Genomic DNA, 17,176 nt, shown 5'->3' on the forward strand with positions numbered 1-17,176 from the left:
GTTAGCCGAGCGAAGTTTCGCCAGGCGCAGGTGCGGCGCGTAGTCCATATTTGGCGATCTTTTCGTTGAGCGTGCGGCGCGGCACGCCCAGGCGCTCGGCTGCCTCCGCCGTAGCGCCGCCAACCGCCTCAAGCGTGGCCGCGATAACCCTGGCTTCGTAGGCGGCGAGAATGTCCGGCAGCTTGCCCGGAATCGTTGGGCGCGACGTCGCCGCTTCCATTCCGATAATAGTGCGCTCGGCATGGGATTTCAGTTCGCGGACATTGCCTGGCCAGTCCTGACGAACAAGGTCGATAAGTCGGTCCGCGGGCAGTTCCCGAAATGCGAGCCCGTAACGATCCGCAGCCCTGCGCGCAAAGATGGTGTGAAGCAGACCAATATCTTCAGGGCGGTCGCGTAGCGGGGGCAAGGGCAGGTCGATCGTCGCGAGGCGGAAATAAAGATCTGGCCGGAAGCGGCCGGCATCGCTCTCGGTCTTGAGATCGACCTTGGTCGCCGCAATGAACCGGACATCGACTGGGATCTGGCGATTGGAGCCCACCGGCTCCACGATTCGCTCCTGGATCACCCGCAGCACTTTGGCCTGAAGCGATAGCGGCATGGATTCGATTTCGTCGAGAAAAACCGTGCCGCCGGATGCATGGGCGATCTTGCCCTGCCGGGCGGACTGGGCCCCGGTAAAGGCGCCACGCTCATGGCCGAACATCTCGCTTTCGAAAATGGTTTCGGGAATGGCGGCGCAATTTATTGCAACGAACGGCCCCGAGCGGCGGCGTCCGAAATCGTGCAGAGCGCGGGCGACGACCTCCTTGCCGGTACCGGTCTCGCCGGTGATCAGTACATCCACATCGATATCGGCCAAATGCTGCACCGAGCGGCGAACGGCAGCCATAGCTGGTGACGCGCCGATCAATCTGGCCTCGATATCGTCCACCCCCCGCCGCAGGCGTTCGATTTCCTGCTTCAGCCGTCGGCGCTCCACGGCATTGTCGAGAATGGAGACCAATTGGTCGGCGTCGTAAGGCTTTTCGAGAAAATGATAGGCGCCGGCCTGCATGGCCTCGACGGCCAGGGCCACGTCGCCGTGGCCGGTCAGCAGGACAACCGGCAGGTCCGTATCGCGCTTGCGGATCTGCTCGAGCAATTCGAGCCCGGACAGGCCGGGCATGCGCATGTCCGAGACCACGCAATCGCCGGCCGCCATGTCGATTTCGTCCAGCGCCCTGCCTGGATCGCTGAACACCTGGACCGCAAATCCGCTGGCCCCAAGCCAGTCGGCTGCAGCCGCGCAGAGTTCGGGCTCGTCATCGACAAAAACGATCCTGCCACGGCTCATTCGGCTGGCTCGCGTTGGGCTGGCTGCCGCGCCAGCGGCAGGGAAACGATGGCGCATGTTCCACCGCCGGGCGCGGACGAGAACGAGAGGGTGCCGTCGTAGTCCTCAAGGATGGCGCGGGAAATGGACAACCCTAGCCCCAGCCCCTCACCGGTCGCCTTGGTGGTGAAGAAAGGCTCGGTAATCTGGTCGGCAATCTCCTCGGGTATGCCGGGGCCGGCATCACGGAACTCGACCAGCGCGCGCCGTCCTGCCTTTCGCAACAGGATTGTGATCTGGCTATTGCCCATGCTGGCTGTCGCATCGATGGCGTTGAGCAGAAGATTGATGAACACCTGTTCGATCCGCACGGCATTGACCGACGCCATTGCAGAGGGCGCCTCGTTGTCAAAGGAGAGGGATACTCTTTTCTCTCGTGCCTGGGACATGACGATTTCCAGCGCCTCGGCCACGGACTGGCCGATGGCGATCGGTTCGTTCGGCAGGGCTTTGGCGCGAGATGAAAAGGTCCTGAGACTTTTGATCGTGCGCTGCATACGCTTCAGCAAGTCGCGGCCTGCCGTGATGGATGCTGCGGTTTTGTCATGAGCGTGATTGCCTGCATGCAGCCCCGCTGCGGCCAGGGTATTATCCAATGCAGAGAGCGGCTGGCTGACTTCGTGCACGATAGCGGCAGACATGCGGCCCAATGCGGCCAGCTTGGCCGCGTGGATGAGACTGTCCTGGGTTTGTCGCAATTCTTCCTCGGTGCGCTTGCGTTCCTCCACCTCCCGCGCAAGGGCGCTGGTGCGTTCGCTGACGCGGCGCTCGAGCACACCATTCTGTTCGAGTTTCCAGCGTGTGAGTTGGCGGCGCTGGTAGCTATAGAGACCGAGAAGAAGACAGACGAGCGTCAGCAGCCCCACGACGCCGGCGACAAGCCGGGCTTCGTCTCGGACGGGCGCTGAGGGCAAGGCGCTGAACAATCGCCAGCCTTTGGGATCGACCAGCACGGTACTCATCGCCAGACGCGGTGAACCGTCTTCGGTCATATGGGTCAAGCCGGAAGCATCGAGCGCACTAACCAGCGGGACGCGGCCAAAGACGTCATTGCCGTCATAACGGCGCTCCGTCTCTATGCGATCCCTATCCACATCTTTAAGGGTGAAGAGCGGGCGGTAGCGCCAATTCGGCACCCCGCTCAGAAAGACGATCCCGGCACCATCGGCGACGCCGGTCATTTCGCCCGCTTCCGCCCATACCCGCTCGAGCGGAGACATGTCGACCTTGACCACGGCGACGCCTAATATCCCGTCCGGCCCGTCTATCCGGCTGGAGAGGAAATATCCGGGCACCCCGGTGGTTACGCCCACTGCGTAATAGTCACCACGACCCAGTTCGACTGCATCAGTGAAATAGGGTCGAAATCCATAATTGTGGCCGACAAACGAGCTGGGCAGGTTCCAGTTTGACGCCGCGAGTGTCAGCCCGGTGGGATCGATCAGATAGACCACATCGGCCTGGGAGTGGCGCGCCACATTGGCAAGGTAGGCATTAACCTCTTGCACGCGCATGTCCGAAGGGTCGGCAAGAAGCCCCAGAACGCGCGCATCTTCACCCAGCACCTGTGGCAGATAGGCAAAGCGCTCGATCTCGCTTTCCACGGCGCGTTGCGACAAGGTCAGGCGATCGCGCAACTGGCCCGCCAGCCGATCTGTGCCGGCCTTATGAGCCACACTATAAGCCGCGGTCGCAAGGCCACAGACCAGAACTGTGGCAGCAATGCCGAAATACCACCTTGATCGCGCCCGTAAGGCCACGCAACCCTCCCCGCAGCTGCATATTTGCATTTCTGCCGGATCAGATTAGCGCGAAATAACGGGACGCGTCATCTGTTGAGCTGCTCTGGCGCCCGATCAATAATGACGAGATCAGAAACTCCATCCGCCCAGCCGATTAGCGGCGCTGAAGATTTGTTCCGAATGATCGATCCTGGCCGAGTTGGGTGGCGATGCTCCTGGTAAAGTGAAGCTTTCGAGGCGGCGGGGCGTGTACGGCGTTCCTTGACCTGGTCCGGCCGCGGGGGCACACTTGGTTGGCGGACAGGAGGCGATCATGGACCAGGAACACTTAGTGCAGGACATTAGCGTTCAGATGGGTCAGGAGATCTACAAGGCCACCTATTTCGTCGAAGGCGGCACCATTCATGCCAATATAGCGGGGCAGACATGGCGCCTGCCCCTGGGCCAGGTTCCGGCAGAGCAGGCGGTGCGCTCGCTTTTGATCGAAAAGCTGCGCCGGAACAATTTCCGGCAGGCCATGGCCGAAAAATGGTTCGGTGACAAATAGATAGGCGACAATGGAGCCCTGCCCTCCGGCTCGGCTCGCTATTCATAAGATCGACCGGCGCGGCGGCGCGCATGGTCTTGCCAGGCTTCGGCCTGGATTTCGGGGCGAAGGATGATTTCGAGCCCGGTGCCGGCCATGATTTCGGCAGCCCGGATCATGGCGCGATGCGCGCCGGGCGATTTTCCCTGGGCCACGACCTGCCAGCTATGGCTGGCGGTCCCTGCCGCCCAGGTCGCTGTGGCGCATTCCACCACCGACACGACCCAGCTCACGTCTCCGACATCGGTGGAGCCGGTGCCCTGCGCCATGCGCCCATCATAGGCGCGGAGTCCCTCATGAAGCGGCACCAGGCCCTCGCCAGCAGGCAGGAGGGCATCGGGTAGCGCGGCATCGCGCCTGTCGGTCGCCGCGACATTGGCGAGAGTGGCGCGGATATCGGCGGCAAAGGCGCGTTCGGCCTCGGTGAAGGACAAGCGGCCCAGCCGCATCATCACCCCGTGCATGACCGCACAGAGCGGGGCATTGGGCAGCACATTGGCGGCACCGCCCTGCGGCACGATTTCAAACGCGGTGCCGGTCATCAGCGCGGCGCCTTGCGCGATGTCGTCGACGCGGGCCACCAGGTCCTGCAATTCGTCGCGCTCGGGCGAGCGGATCATATAGAGCACTTCGGCGCGTGCCTGCACGACGCCCGGGGCATGGCCACCCGCATCGGTGATGGCATAGTGCAGTCTTGCATCGGCGGGCATGTGCTCGCGCAGGAAATTGGCGCCGATATTCATCAATTCCACCGCATCGAGCGCGCTGCGGCCCAGATGCGGGGCCATGGCGGCATGGGCGGCCCGGCCCTCGAAGCGATAGATGCGATTTGAAATGGCCAGGGTGGAGCGGGCCCTGACGCCGTTGAAAGTGCCGGGATGCCAGCCGATGGCGGCAGTCACACCATCGAACGCGCCGGCACGCACCATGATGGCCTTGCCCCAGCCGCCCTCCTCCGCCGGACAGCCGTAATAGCGCAGGCGCGCCTTGATGCCGGACCGGGCGAGCACCTGTGATAGCGCAATTGCGGCCAGCATGGAGCCGCTGCCGAGCAGGTTATGACCGCAGCCGTGGCCGTTGCCGCCCGGTTCGAGCGGCCTGGCCTCGGCAATGCCCGCAACCTGGCTCAGGCCCGGCAGTGCGTCGAATTCGCCGAGAAAGGCGATGAGGGGGCCATCGGCCGCGCCATCCCCACCCCAATCGGCGGTGAAGGCGGTCTCCAGGCCGCCCACATTGCGAGTGATGCGGAAGCCATGCGCCTCCATGGCCCCGATCTGGGCGGCCACCGAGCGATGCTCGTTGAAGCAGAGTTCGGGCGTGGCCCATATGTCATCGGCCAGGGCGGTGAAGACCGGCGCCAGCCTTTGTATTTCCGCGGCCAGAAGGTCGGTCGAACCCTGCTCCATGGGCTAGCCTTCCTGCATGACCGGCAGGATCAGGCGCGAGGGATGCGCCGGATCGTGGTGAATGGCGTTGACGGCCACGCGCTTGTGGGTATGCCGGCCGATGGGTTCGCCGGTATTGGGATTGACGTCGAAACGCGGGAAGGACGAGGACGAGACCAGCAACCGCAGGCTGTGGCCGGCCTTGAAGCGGTTCGAGATCGGGTAGAGCTCGAAGCGAACCTTGACCACCTCGCCCGGCTTGAGCATGACCGGCTTGTCGAAGCCCTCGCGATAACGGACGCGGAAGATGCTTTCGGTCAGGTTCATCCGGTAACCGTTCGGCCACGTCTCGCTGGGCGGATAGACGTCCTGCAATTGCACGAAAATATCGGTGTCCGGCGCATCGGAGGAGAGATAAATCTCGATTTCGGGCGCTCCGGTGACGTCGAAATCCTGCGCCAGCGGCTCGGAGGTGAAGGCCAGGACATCGGTGCGCTCGGCCAGATCGCCATAGGGCGCTTCAGCGCCGTGGACGCCGGCATGGGTGACCTGATCCCCGGCCCCCTGCAGGACGATGCTTTCGCGCAGCGAGATCGGGTCGCCGGTGCGCATCATGCGGGGGAATGGCGGCAGGTTCTGCGTCATCGAAGAGACGTTCGAGGCGACGGTGGGCATGGGCCGGTCCGGATCGAACGTATAACTGGTGGGCCCGTGGTCGGCGGGCAGCTTCGGATCGAGCCCGCCGCCGCGATGCAGGTGCCAATCCTGAACGGATATCCCGCGCGGCGGCCATTGGTCGGCGGTTTTCCAGGTGCCGCCATGGACCAGGCGGCCCAACTCGTTCCGGCTGCCATCGCCGCCCATATGGAAATAGCGCACCTTGGGAATGTCGGGCTAGGCCTGCTCGTCGCCGCGCAGAAAGCGGTCGAAGAAGGCCAGCATGATTTCGTGCCGGTCTTTGTGGATGTTGCCCTTGATGGGCGCGCCCTTGCCCATATCGACTTCGCCGACCAGAGGATTGTCGAAATTGGGCCCGCCATGCACGCCGCCGCCCATCAGCAGATATTGGTGCGACAGCTTTCCGGCGAGATCGGTGTAGTTCTTGATGCTGGCGCGGGGATAGGTGTCGTACCAGGCGCCGGCATACATGGTGGGCACATCGGCTGTGCGGTCGCGATAGGCTTCCGGATTCAGCGTCGGGTTCATCCAAAAGGCGCTGAAATCGCCATTGCGATAGAAGTCGAGGGCCTGCTTCTCCCATTTCGGCAGTGGGGACAGCGGGCTATTGCCCTCGCTCCAGGGCAGGCGCTGGAACCATTCGAACATCTTTTCGGCATTGCGGACCAGCTTGGCCTGCAATGCCGGATCGGCATGGGCTTCCTGGGAATGGATGGCATTGGTGACCAGCCAGGCCAGCCAGCGCAATTCCAGCGTTCCGTGATGGCGCACGGCATGCATGAAGCCGTTGGAACCGGATTGATTGACCCACATGGCCTTCAGGTGCGGCGGGTTCTGCAGGGCGGTCGCGGTCTGGTTCCAGGCACGGAGCGAAGAGCCCTGCGTGCCGATCATGCCGTCGCAATAGGGCTGGGCCGCCAGCCACTCGATCACGTCATAGCCATCCTCGCCTTCCTTGGCGTCGAGGAGCGTGAATTCCCCCTCCGAGCCGAAGCGGCCGCGGGAATCCTGGACCACATAGAGATAGCCGCGCCTGGCGAAATATTCGCCATTGCCGGCCTGGCCCGAAGGTCCCTTGCCGGAACGCGTATCGTAGGGCGAGCGGGTGATGACGGCCGGGAACGGCCCCGGCAGGGCTTCGCCGTCCCGGGCCGGGCGGTAGATATCGAGAGACAGCCGGACGCCGTCCCGGGCGACGCATTTGACCGACCGGGCGATCACGACATCATAGGGCGCTGCGGACTTGCTCGTGTCGGTCATGGTCTATCCCCTCAGGCTGGTGTGTTGGTCTGTTGCGATTGGCTGGCGAATTCCCGCAGCCGCAGGTCGCGTCGCTGGATCTTGCCGACGGCGTTCTTGGGCAATTCGTCGATGAATTCGATGCGGCGCGGATATTTGTAGGGCGCCGTCATCCGCTTGACGAAGTCCTGCAATTCCTTGGCGAGGGCCGGGCTGCCCTCGAAGCCGTCATGCAGGACGATGAAGGCCTTCACCACCTCGCCGCGCTCCGGATCGGGGCTGGGCACGGCGGCCGCCTCGCGCACCATGGGGTGCTCGATCAGGGCGTTTTCCACCTCCTGGGGACCGATGCGATAGCCGGCGGAATTGATCACGTCGTCGGCACGGCCCTCGTAATAGAGATAGCCGTCAGTATCGGCGCGGGCATTGTCGCCGGTGAGGAAATAGTCCCGGCCGTCGATCGTCCTGAGGGTCGATGCGGTGCGCTCCTCGTCCTGCCAATAGCCCAGCATCATGTTGGGGCTGGGCAGGCGCAGCGCGATCTGCCCGGTCTGGCCGGGCGCGGCGATCTCGCCGTCACCGGTGATCAGGTCGAGTGCTACGCCCGGAAGCGGCCGGCCCATGGCCCCGGGCCGGATTTCGGTATCGCGGTAATTGGCCACCAGCATGAGCGTTTCGGTGAGGCCATAGGCCTCCAGCACCGGCCGACCGGTCATGGCGCTCCAGGCGGCAAGCACCGGCGGGTTCAGCGATTCACCGGCCGAAACGGTGATCCGCAAGCGGGGGAATTGCCGGCCCGAGAGATCGAGCGCCACCAGGCGGCGCAATTCGGTTGCCGCCGCGCAATAGACGCTGACGCCGTGGCGGGCGATGAGCTCGACGCGATATTCGGCATCGAAGGGGCCATCGTAGAACAGGACGGCCGATCCCCGGCCCCATGGGCCGAAAAGGATAGAGGTTCCCGCCTTGGACCAGCCCGTATCGGCGGTGCAGAACATGACATCGTCCGGGCCCAGGTCCAGCCAGTATTCGGCCGAGACCGACCAGGCATGGAGCGCGCGCGAAGCGTGGGTGACGCCCTTGGGCAGGCCGGTCGAGCCGGACGTATAGAAGATCAGCGCCGGGTCCTCGGCGCGCACTTCGGCCGCGCGGAAGGCGCCGGGCTCCTCGGTCAGCAGTTCGGCAAAGGACAGCCAACCCTCGGGAGCCGGAGCCCCTGCCCCGGTGCCGGCGGCCACTGTCGCATCGACGGCAATTCGCAGGGCTCCGTCCGGAGCGTCGGCGAACTTGTCCACCTCGAGGCCGGTGGTGACGATCGTCGTCGCCCCCGAATTGGCCAGGCGATAGGCGATGTCCTTGGGCGTCAGCATGGTGACGCAGGGGATCGCGATGGCGCCCAGTTTCAGGATGGCCACCATGGATATCTGCCAGGCCGGAATGCGGGGCAGCATGACCATGACCCGGTCGCCCGCCCGCACGCCACGCCGCCGTAATGCCGCGGCCAGCCGGTCGGTCAGGGCCGCGATATCGGCGAAGCTGTAGTTGTGCGTCGCGCCGGCGGCATTGCACCAGATCAGCGCTGGCGCGGCGGCGTTGCGCTGTTCGTCGGCCGCCCAGGCATCGACGATATCGGTGCCGAAATTGAACGTCTTCGGCACCGTCGGCCGGTATTGCGCGCGCAGGCGCTCATATCTGTCCATGATCAGAACTCCCCTGCCCCCTCAAGCGCGCGGGAGGTCCTGGAGGAAGGCGCGGGTCCGCTGGGCCAGGTAGTCCGGCTGATCACCCCAAATGGTGTGATTGCTGTTCTTGACCATTTCCAGCGTCGCATTAGGGAAGGCCTTGGCCAGGTTTTCGGCCTGGTTGGCGCTGAGCACGTTGGAACGATCGGCATTGAGCACCAGGACCGGCGCCTCGATGGCGGCGATGTCGGCGGATTGATCGGTCGAGAGGTTGAGGAAGAGCTTGGTGATGGCGAGCAGGTCATAGGCCCAGCTCCAGGTGCCGTCCTCTTCCTGCCGGAAATCGCCCTCATTGGCGAGGCGATGCATTTCGGCGCTGAGGCCGGCCCGCTGCGGCAGGGCACGAGCGAAAGCCTCGGCTTCGGCCAGGGTGGGGTAATTGCGCCGGCGGGTATGGTGCGAGCGCAGATATTTGACAATCTCGCCATCGGCGACGAAGAAGCTGGGATCGGACAGGATCAGGCCCGCAACGCGGTCGGGATTGGCCGCCGCGAAGGAGACCGCGACCTGGTTGCCCACCGAGCTGCCCACCAGGGTGATGCCCCTGAGATCGAGCTTGGCCGCCAGCCGGGTGATGTCGCCGGCCAATTCCTTGATCGTATAGGTGGTATTGGGACGGTCCGAGGCGCCGTGACCGCGCATGTCGACCGCGATGACCCGATAGAAGTCGCGCAGGCTGGCGGCCAGATGGCCCCAGGCATGGGCGCTCATCGAGGTGCCATGCAGGCAGACCAGGACCGGGCCGGTGCCGCCATTGTCGAGATAGCGAATCTTCACGCCGTCGAGGTCGGCGGTGTGGGACGTCCAATTCGGATTGATATCGGTCATTTTCGAAATCTCGTTGAGAAGGGTTCAGAGGTCGCCATTGGCGAGGCAAGCGGCGGTCTCCCGGCCATTCGGCGCGGGGACCATGCGGTGACGGAGTTCGGCGCAACCGGCCTGCGCCTGCGGGCAACGGGTGCGGAAACGGCAGCCGCTGGGTGGGTTGCGGGGACTGGGCACATCGCCGGTGAGCAGCGGCACCCTGTCGATGCGCATATCGGGATCGACTTTCAGCGAGGAGGCCAGAAGCGCCCTGGTATAAGGATGGCGCGGCGCCGAGAGCACGTCGGCGGCGTCGCCCATTTCCATGATGCGACCCAGATACATGACCGCCACGCGGTCGGCGAACTGGCCCACTACCGTCAGATCGTGAGAAATGAACAGATAGGTGAGATTATATTCGGCCTGCAAATCCTTGAGCAGATTGAGGATTTGCGCCTGCACCGAAACGTCGAGCGCCGAGGTGGCCTCGTCGAGCACGATGAGCTCGGGGCGCATGGCGAGGGCCCGGGCGATCGCCACGCGCTGCTGCTGGCCGCCCGAAAGCTGATGCGGGAACTTATGGAAGGCACTGGCCGGCAATTCCACCTGCTTGAGCAGATCGCGCACGATAGAATCGCGCTCGGCGCCCCGGGCCGTGCCATGCACGTCGATGCCCTCGCCGATCAGATTGCCGATGGTCCAGCGGGGATCGAGCGAGCCCAGCGGATCCTGGAACACCACCTGCGCCTTGCGCGCCAGATCCTTGCGCGTCGCAGCCGGTTTTCCGGTGGCTTTGATGGTGCCGTCCGCCACCTGTTCCAGCCGTAGGATGGCGCGGCCCAAAGTGCTCTTGCCGCAGCCGGATTCGCCGACCAGGGCCATGGTTTCCCCGCGGCGCAGATCGAAGCTGACGCCGTCCACCGCACCGACATGACCGACCACGCGCTGAAAGAAGCCGCGGCGGATCGGGTAGCGGACGCTGACATCGTGCAGCGAGAAAAGGGCTTGAGCGTCAGGCATCGTGGCGTTCCAGATCATCGGCGCGCAGGCAGCGCATGACACGGCCATCGGCGGCGGGTTGCAGCGCCGGCGCGCTATCCTGGCAGAGGGGGAGCGCGGCAGGGCAGCGCGGATGGAAACGGCAACCACGCGGCATGGCGCCGGCATGAGGCACGGAACCCGGCAGCGCCTGGATGCGGGCGCCGGCCTCGCCGGTGGGAATGCTGGCCAAGAGGGCCTGCGTATAGGGATGGCGCGGCGTGCGAATGATCTCGTCAACGCTGCCGGTCTCGACAACCTGGCCCCCATACATGACCGCCACGCGGTCGGCCATGGCCGCCACGACGCCGAAATCGTGCGTCACCAGCACCAGGGCCAGATTGAGTTCCTTCTGCAGCCGGCGGATCAGGTTCAGCACCTGGGCCTGGATGGTCACGTCCAGCGCCGTGGTGGGCTCATCGGCGATGAGCAAGGCGGGTTCGGATGCCAGCGCGATGGCGATCATGGCGCGCTGCCGTTGGCCGCCGGACAATTGATGCGGATAACAATCGAGCGCTTCCTCGGGATCGGGCAGGCCGACATGGCGCAGCCATTCCGCGCCCTTGGCGCGCAGTTCGACCTTGCCCTTGAGGCCCGTGAGACTCAAAGCCTCGTTGAGCTGCTGGCCAATGGTGAAGACAGGGTCCAGCGCCCGCGAAGGGTTCTGGAAGATCATGCCGATCCGCTTGCCCAAAAGCCCACGGCGGCGGCGTTCGCGTTCGGAGAGATGGGAGATTTCCTCGCCGTCCAGCTTGACGCTGCCCCGCACGATCGCCCCGCCCCGCCCGAGCAGGCCCGTCACGGCCAGAACCGTGACGGACTTGCCCGAACCGGATTCCCCGATCAGGGCCAGGGCCTCGCCGCGTCGGACGTCGATGGAGACGTCCGAGCAGACTTCTAGGAGGCCGCTATAGGTGACCGCCATGCCCTCCACGGAGAGCGCGACGGGGCTTGTCCCACTCTCTGTGTTCGCCCGGGGCAAGGCATTCGAGGCCATGGCGGTCATCGCGCTTATTCCTCGACCCAGACTTCCGGCAGGCTCGGGAAGCCCTGCGTGATCATCGGGTGCCAGCCGCGGATATCGGCCTGGGCCGGATGCAGCAGGACGGCAGCCCAGATCGGCAGCGGGTTCTGGACGTTTTCGTAGACGTAGCGCTGGATTTCCCAGATCTTTTCCTGGCGCGCCGCCACATCCATGATGCCCTGCTGTTCCTCGATCATCGCGGTCAGCGTCGGGTCATCGATGCCGGTATAATTGCGCACCGCGCCCGGCAGGTAATGGCTGGTGAAATACTCGTCCGCTTCCGCAAACGGACTCATCATCAGGAACATGGCCTGGTAATCGCCCTCCTTGCCCAGCGCCTGGCCGGCAACGGTATCGACCATCTTGATCTCGGCGGTCACGCCGATCTCGGCCAGATCCTGCTGGATCCATTCGGCCTCGCGCACGAATTCCTCGCCGTAATTGAGCACGGTGAATTCGAAGCTGAACCCGTCGGGATAGCCGGCCTCGGCGAGGAGGGCCTTGGCCTTTTCATGATCCGGCGTGCCGTAAAGCGCGATGCGCTCTTCTTCGGGCAGCGTCTGGGCGTTCAGGGCCGGGCCGACCACGCCGCCGATGCCGCCGCCGCCGCGCACCACTTCACCGAGGCCGAGCCGGTCGATCGCCAGGTTGAGCGCCTGGCGCACCTGCAGGTTGGCGAAGGGTTCGAAGCTCGGATTGAGATAGAGCTCGCTCTGGGTATTGGCGACCGTCTGCACATCCTGCAGATCGGGCAGCGCCTGCTGCAGCCCCTGCATCTGCGTCATGTTCAGCGGACCGAACCAGATATCGACCTGCCCGGACCGGAACGCCATGATGCGGGCATTGAGGTCCTTGATCGGCAGGATTTCCACTTCATCGAGATAGGGAAGCTGCTCGCCGTTCTCGTCCTTGCCGAAATAAGCTTCGTTGCGGACATAGCGGGTAGCGACGCCGACCTCGTCGGCCTCCAGAATCCACGGGCCGGTGCCGATCACGGTGGTGTTGCGGTCATAGGAGCCATCGAAGGCTTCGGTCGGCAGGATCCACATATTCTGGTGGGCGAGGTTCTGCAGCAGCACCACATTGCGGCGATTGAGCGTGAGCACCACGGTCTGGTCGTCGGGCGCCGTGATGGTATCGACGGCCGCGAGCAGGCCCTTCTGCACGCCGGATTCCTTCATGGCCTCATAGGTGGCCACCACGTCGGCGGAGGTGACGGGACGCCCGGAAACCGGGGCGATATCCTGCCACACCGCATCCGGGCGCAGCTTGAACGTATAGGTCAGGCCGTCTTCCGAAATCTCCCAGCTTTCGGCCAGGCCGGGCTTCGGCACGAATTGGCCATAGCCGATATCGGGGCCGGTCTTCCATTCGACCAGCCGGTTCATGGCGAGGCCGAGGCGGGAGTGAACGCCGAATTCGGTGCTGGCCAGGGGATCGAAATTGGGTGCATCGGCATGGACGTTGATGACGACCTTGCCACCGTGCTTGTCCTGGGCCATTGCGGGCGCCGCCACGACCATCGCCGCGGCGATGGCAAGCGCGGGCAGCGCGGTGACGAAGCGATGGCGGGCGAGTAGTCCTTTTAGCATTTCAGTGCGTTCCCTTATTATCATGGCGTTGGAGTTCGACCCGCAGTTCTTCCGCTAGCGGTTTCGAGGATCGAGGACGTCGCGCAAGGCGTCACCGATGAGGTTGAGGGCAAGGACGCTGATGGTCAGCATCAGCCCGGGAAAAACGATCAGCCAGGGCGCCTGGCCGATGAACCGTGTGCCCTGAGACAGCATGGTGCCCAGGGATGGGTTGGGCGGCGGGGTGCCGACGCCCAGAAAGCTGAGCGCAGCCTCGGTCATGATGGCGATGCCGAAAGCGAGCGAGCCCAGCACCAGCATGGTCGGCATAAGATTGGGCACGCCATGGGTCAGCATGATCCGCAGCGGCGAGGCGCCGATGACGCGCGAGGCGGAGATGAAATCATGCCCGCGGATTTTCATGGTTTCCGAGCGCACCACGCGAACGAAGCGCGGAATTTGGGCCAATGTCACCGCGATGATTACGTTGCGGACGCTGGGCCCCAGCATGGCGGCGATGAACAGCGACAGCACCAGCGAAGGCAAGGTATCGAGCGCTTCGACGATGCGCTGGATGATCATATCGACCCAGCCGCCGAAATAGCCCGAGATCATGCCGATCAGGCCGCCGATGACCATGGTGATGATCACCACCATCAGACCGACGAGCAGCGAAATCTGGGTGCCGTAGAGGACGCGCGAGAACACGTCGCGGCCGATATCGTCGGTGCCGAACCAATGCACCAGCGATGGCGGCTGGAGGATGGCGCGGCGGTTCTGCACCAGCGGATCGAACTGGGCGATGATGGGCGCGAAAATGGCCAGCGCCAGAACCAGCGTCAGAATGACCAGCGCCGTGCAACCGATGGGATCGCTGAGCAAGGCCTTGAAAATGGCCAGCGTGCGACTGCCCCGGCGCGGTGCATTTTCCTGGAGGATCGTGGTCACGAGCGTGCCTCCCGGATGCGCGGATCGACGAGCCCATAGGAGAGATCGACCATCAGATTGACGATGATGGTGATCAGCCCATAGGTGAGCACGGCGGCCTGGATGACGGTGTAGTCGCGATAGGCGACGGCCTCGAACAGCAGATTGCCGAGCCCGGGCACGTTGAAGATGCGTTCGATGATCACGGTGCCGGAGAGCAGATTGCCGAACTGGGTGCCCAGGAGCGTGATCACCGGGATCAGCGCGTTCTTGAGCGCGTGGCCGAGATAGAGCCCGGACGACGACACGCCTCTTGCCCGCGCAGCGCGGATGAAATCGGCGCCGGTGACTTCCAGCATGGCCGAACGCGTCAGGCGGGAGAGCGCCGCCGCCACGCCCAGCGACAAGGCCAGGGCGGGAAAGATCACCTGCTGGAAGTTGGCCCAGGGATCAGTGGCGAAGCTGCGATAGGGCAGCGGAATGTAATAGCCGATCAAGGCGAGCCCGGTCAGCGTCAGCAGGCCCAGCCAGAGTTGCGGGATGGCGAGGAACACGGTGGAGAGCATGCGCAGCACCATGTCGCCGGCAGTGCCGCGCCAGAGCGCCGCCAGGACGCCCGCCCCGATGCCGAACAAGGCGCCCAGGGCTATGGCCATGATGGACAATTGCAGCGTCGGCAACAGAGCGGCGCCGATCTGAGCGGAGACAGGGCGGCCGGTCCACAGCGAGTGGCCGAGATCGCCACTGACGATGCCGCCGGCCCAGACCAGGAATTGCTCGGCAATGGGTTTGTCCAGCCCCATGGCAGCGCGCTTTTCCTGCAGAAGCTCGGGGGTCACGGCCCCGGCTTCGGCCAATTGCTGGTTGACGATGTCACCGGGAATAAGGCGAATGGCGACGAAGACCATCAGCGCCACCGCCACCAGCACCAGCACACCCAGAACAGCGCGGCGGATTGCAAAGACGATCATGGCTCAGGGCTTCCGCTGCCAGCGCGAGGTGGCGGCGACATCCTCGACCGGCTGCCCGGCAGCGGCCCAGCCGCCGAAGCCGCCATCGAGATGCCAGACGGACTTGTAACCCATCTCCATCAGCGCGAGCGCGGCCAGCACCGAACGCCCGCCGCCGGCGCAATAGAGCACGTAGCGGCCATCCTCGACGAAATAGTCGCGGTAATAGCCCATGGCCGGATCGGCCCAGAATTCGAGCATGCCGCGCGGCACATGATGCGCCCCGGGGATGGCGCCCTTGTCGATCCGCTCCTGCAATTCGCGGATATCGATCAGCGTCAGCTCTTCGCCGGCGGCGAGGCGCTGCGCCAATTCTGCGGCAGTCAGCGTCGGCACTTGCGGGCGCAGGCTATCAACCCAGGCAAGGGTATTGCGGATGGCCATTATTTCTTTCCTCCCGCCGCGACGCCCTTGACGTCAGATGGCATTGGCGCCAGCGCGCGACGCAGGCCGTCCAGCGGATCGACCTCGCGCACCATGTGGACCTTGGAATCCCAGGTCCCGAGATGCTCGCGCATGCATTCGCCCGCATCGGCCAGGCGGCCGGAGGCCAGCGCCTCGACGATGGCGACGTGCTCCTCATAGGACATCCGCGCGTCGCCGGGCGTCTGGTGCCGCATGGTGAAGAGCGTGGTGAGCACGGTGAAATCGCGCAGCTTCTCGGCCAGCAGCCGATTGCCCAGGCATTCAGCGAGGCAGACGTGAAAATTGCCCAGCAGATAGGAGCGGCGGCCGACATGGCCCGCTTCCAGCGCCAGCTGCTGCTCGGCCAGATGCGATTGCAGCCGCTGCACCAGATGCGGCTCCAGCGGGCGCCCCTTCTGCGCGAAATGGCGAAGCAGGCCGGTTTCGATGATCTGGCGCGCGTCATAGAGCTCGCGCGCCATTTCGGCATCGACCTGGGTAAGGAACCAGCCGCGCCGCGGGATGACCGTCACGATGCCGCGGGCAGCGAGATCGAGCATGGCTTCGCGCACGATGGTGCGGCTGCAATTGAACAGCGTGGCGAGCTCGGATTCCCCCAGCCGCGCCTCCGGCGCCAATTGCTGGCTCAAGATCGCCTCGACGATCTTGTTGCTGATGCTGGCTGCAACGGTCAAAACATCCCTCCATGTCTTGTATGCAACATTAATATACAAGATGAAGGTCTCCGCAAGGGGTCTTGTTGTGCCCTCATAAGCATGGGGACACCCGCCCTTCGCGGCAAGAAATAGGATTGTTAATTCAAAGCGATAGCAGGAACGTAAATGCCGTGTTCCGGCAGGTAAGCGCCAAGTCTTTCCGTTCAACGGGGAATTTTTTCGAACGAGCGCTCGCTATCGTGGTGCGATTGCGGCTCTGACGAAACTGGTGACACGCTCGGCATATTGACCGGCCGAAATGCCCGCCTTGCGATATTTGGCGCGCTTGACGTACCAGTCCTGCAGCAGCGGCTTGATGATCGCCGCGGTCAGTGGAACATCGTCTATAGCGAAGCCACCGGACGCCACGCCACGGCGCAGCGCATCGGCGAAGATCGCCTCGGTCGCCGCCTCACTTTCGATGGCGATGCGCTTGGCCGGCTCGGGGAAGGCCTTGGCTTCCATGAACACGAAGACGAACCAGGGCTGCATCACTTCGGTAAGCTGGATATGAGTGGCGATCAGCCAGTCCAGGTGCAATGCAGGATCCGCCGCCATTTCGGGCGGGGGCGTGCCCAGCACCTCGTTGGCGGATGACGAGACCGCGTCCAGGATCATCAGCAGCAGGGTCTGCTTATTGTCGAAGTAGGAATACATCCCGCCCATGCTGAGGCCGGCCGCACCGGCCAGCTCGCGCAGGGACATGGCGTGAAAGCCCTGCCGGTTCGACAGTTTCAGCGTCGATTGTATGATGCGCGACAGATTGGCCACGGCCAGATGCGGCTTCTGCACCGAAACGGCCTTACGATGGCGTTGCAGCAGCCGCTCGCAAATGGCCTCGGTGGAATAATCCTGCTGCAATTGCCTTGGCGTCAAATCCATCCATCCAATAGCGCGCATCGGCCCGGCTCCACTGACCGCATGCGCAAAAGCC

General features: G+C 64.2%; 16 protein-coding genes. 1 reads left to right on the forward strand and 15 read right to left on the reverse strand.

Annotated elements, in window-relative coordinates; all coding sequences use genetic code 11:
• Position 1: 1 nt before the first annotated feature.
• Together A3840_RS15535 and A3840_RS15540 are read right to left on the reverse strand one after the other, a co-directional pair.
• A complete protein-coding gene (locus A3840_RS15535) occupies positions 2-1,336 on the reverse strand; it encodes a sigma-54-dependent transcriptional regulator (protein ID WP_067458829.1) in 1,335 nt (444 codons plus the stop codon).
• The gene (locus A3840_RS15540; RefSeq protein ID WP_165603196.1) at positions 1,333-3,012 is read right to left on the reverse strand and encodes an ATP-binding protein; all 1,680 of its coding nucleotides are present in this window, start codon (positions 3,010-3,012) and stop codon (positions 1,333-1,335) included. The genes A3840_RS15535 and A3840_RS15540 overlap by 4 nt, the downstream gene beginning before the upstream one ends.
• 418 nt (positions 3,013-3,430) lie before the next feature.
• On the opposite strand from A3840_RS15540, the gene A3840_RS15545 reads away from it, so the two are divergent.
• Entirely contained in the window at positions 3,431-3,664 is a 234-nt protein-coding gene (locus tag A3840_RS15545; protein WP_131798351.1) for a hypothetical protein, read from the forward strand.
• Between the two features lie 38 nt (positions 3,665-3,702).
• Here the strand turns inward: A3840_RS15545 and A3840_RS15550 are convergent, their stop codons facing one another.
• The 13 genes from A3840_RS15550 to A3840_RS15605 form a co-directional block, all read right to left on the reverse strand.
• The gene (locus tag A3840_RS15550; protein WP_067458835.1) at positions 3,703-5,109 is read right to left on the reverse strand and encodes an amidohydrolase; all 1,407 of its coding nucleotides are present in this window, start codon (positions 5,107-5,109) and stop codon (positions 3,703-3,705) included.
• 3 nt (positions 5,110-5,112) lie between these two features.
• Entirely contained in the window at positions 5,113-5,967 is an 855-nt protein-coding gene (locus tag A3840_RS20055) for a CocE/NonD family hydrolase (RefSeq protein ID WP_245676641.1), read from the reverse strand.
• A gap of 15 nt (positions 5,968-5,982) precedes the next feature.
• Positions 5,983-7,026, reverse strand: a complete 1,044-nt coding sequence (locus tag A3840_RS20060) for a CocE/NonD family hydrolase (protein ID WP_245676642.1) — start codon at positions 7,024-7,026, stop codon at positions 5,983-5,985.
• An 11-nt stretch (positions 7,027-7,037) separates the two neighbouring features.
• Positions 7,038-8,705 carry an acetate--CoA ligase gene (locus tag A3840_RS15560; RefSeq protein ID WP_067458838.1) on the reverse strand — a complete coding sequence of 556 codons (1,668 nt, stop codon included), beginning with the start codon at positions 8,703-8,705 and terminating at the stop codon, positions 7,038-7,040.
• 21 nt (positions 8,706-8,726) lie between these two features.
• Positions 8,727-9,575 (reverse strand): alpha/beta fold hydrolase, encoded by an 849-nt coding sequence (locus tag A3840_RS15565; RefSeq protein ID WP_067458841.1) that lies wholly within the window; start codon positions 9,573-9,575, stop codon positions 8,727-8,729.
• A gap of 24 nt (positions 9,576-9,599) precedes the next feature.
• The gene (locus A3840_RS15570) at positions 9,600-10,571 is read right to left on the reverse strand and encodes an ABC transporter ATP-binding protein (protein ID WP_067458988.1); all 972 of its coding nucleotides are present in this window, start codon (positions 10,569-10,571) and stop codon (positions 9,600-9,602) included.
• The gene (locus A3840_RS15575) at positions 10,564-11,514 is read right to left on the reverse strand and encodes an ABC transporter ATP-binding protein (protein ID WP_245676643.1); all 951 of its coding nucleotides are present in this window, start codon (positions 11,512-11,514) and stop codon (positions 10,564-10,566) included. Before A3840_RS15575 ends, A3840_RS15570 begins: the two co-directional genes overlap by 8 nt.
• An 86-nt stretch (positions 11,515-11,600) precedes the next feature.
• Positions 11,601-13,205 (reverse strand): ABC transporter substrate-binding protein, encoded by a 1,605-nt coding sequence (locus A3840_RS15580; RefSeq protein ID WP_067458848.1) that lies wholly within the window; start codon positions 13,203-13,205, stop codon positions 11,601-11,603.
• A gap of 54 nt (positions 13,206-13,259) precedes the next feature.
• Positions 13,260-14,132 carry an ABC transporter permease gene (locus A3840_RS15585; RefSeq protein ID WP_067458850.1) on the reverse strand — a complete coding sequence of 291 codons (873 nt, stop codon included), beginning with the start codon at positions 14,130-14,132 and terminating at the stop codon, positions 13,260-13,262.
• Complete coding sequence (locus A3840_RS15590; RefSeq protein WP_067458853.1) at positions 14,129-15,082, reverse strand: ABC transporter permease; 954 nt, start codon at positions 15,080-15,082, stop codon at positions 14,129-14,131. Before A3840_RS15590 ends, A3840_RS15585 begins: the two co-directional genes overlap by 4 nt.
• A gap of 3 nt (positions 15,083-15,085) precedes the next feature.
• Positions 15,086-15,505: a rhodanese-like domain-containing protein gene (locus A3840_RS15595; protein ID WP_067458856.1), complete on the reverse strand. Its 420-nt coding sequence runs from the start codon at positions 15,503-15,505 to the stop codon at positions 15,086-15,088.
• Complete coding sequence (locus A3840_RS15600; protein ID WP_245676644.1) at positions 15,505-16,221, reverse strand: GntR family transcriptional regulator; 717 nt, start codon at positions 16,219-16,221, stop codon at positions 15,505-15,507. The genes A3840_RS15595 and A3840_RS15600 overlap by 1 nt, the downstream gene beginning before the upstream one ends.
• A 216-nt stretch (positions 16,222-16,437) precedes the next feature.
• Positions 16,438-17,142, reverse strand: a complete 705-nt coding sequence (locus tag A3840_RS15605) for a TetR/AcrR family transcriptional regulator (protein ID WP_245676645.1) — start codon at positions 17,140-17,142, stop codon at positions 16,438-16,440.
• Between the last annotated feature and the right edge of the window lie 34 nt (positions 17,143-17,176).

The sequence above is a fragment of the Devosia elaeis genome, from assembly GCF_001650025.1.
GTDB lineage: Bacteria > Pseudomonadota > Alphaproteobacteria > Rhizobiales > Devosiaceae > Devosia > Devosia elaeis.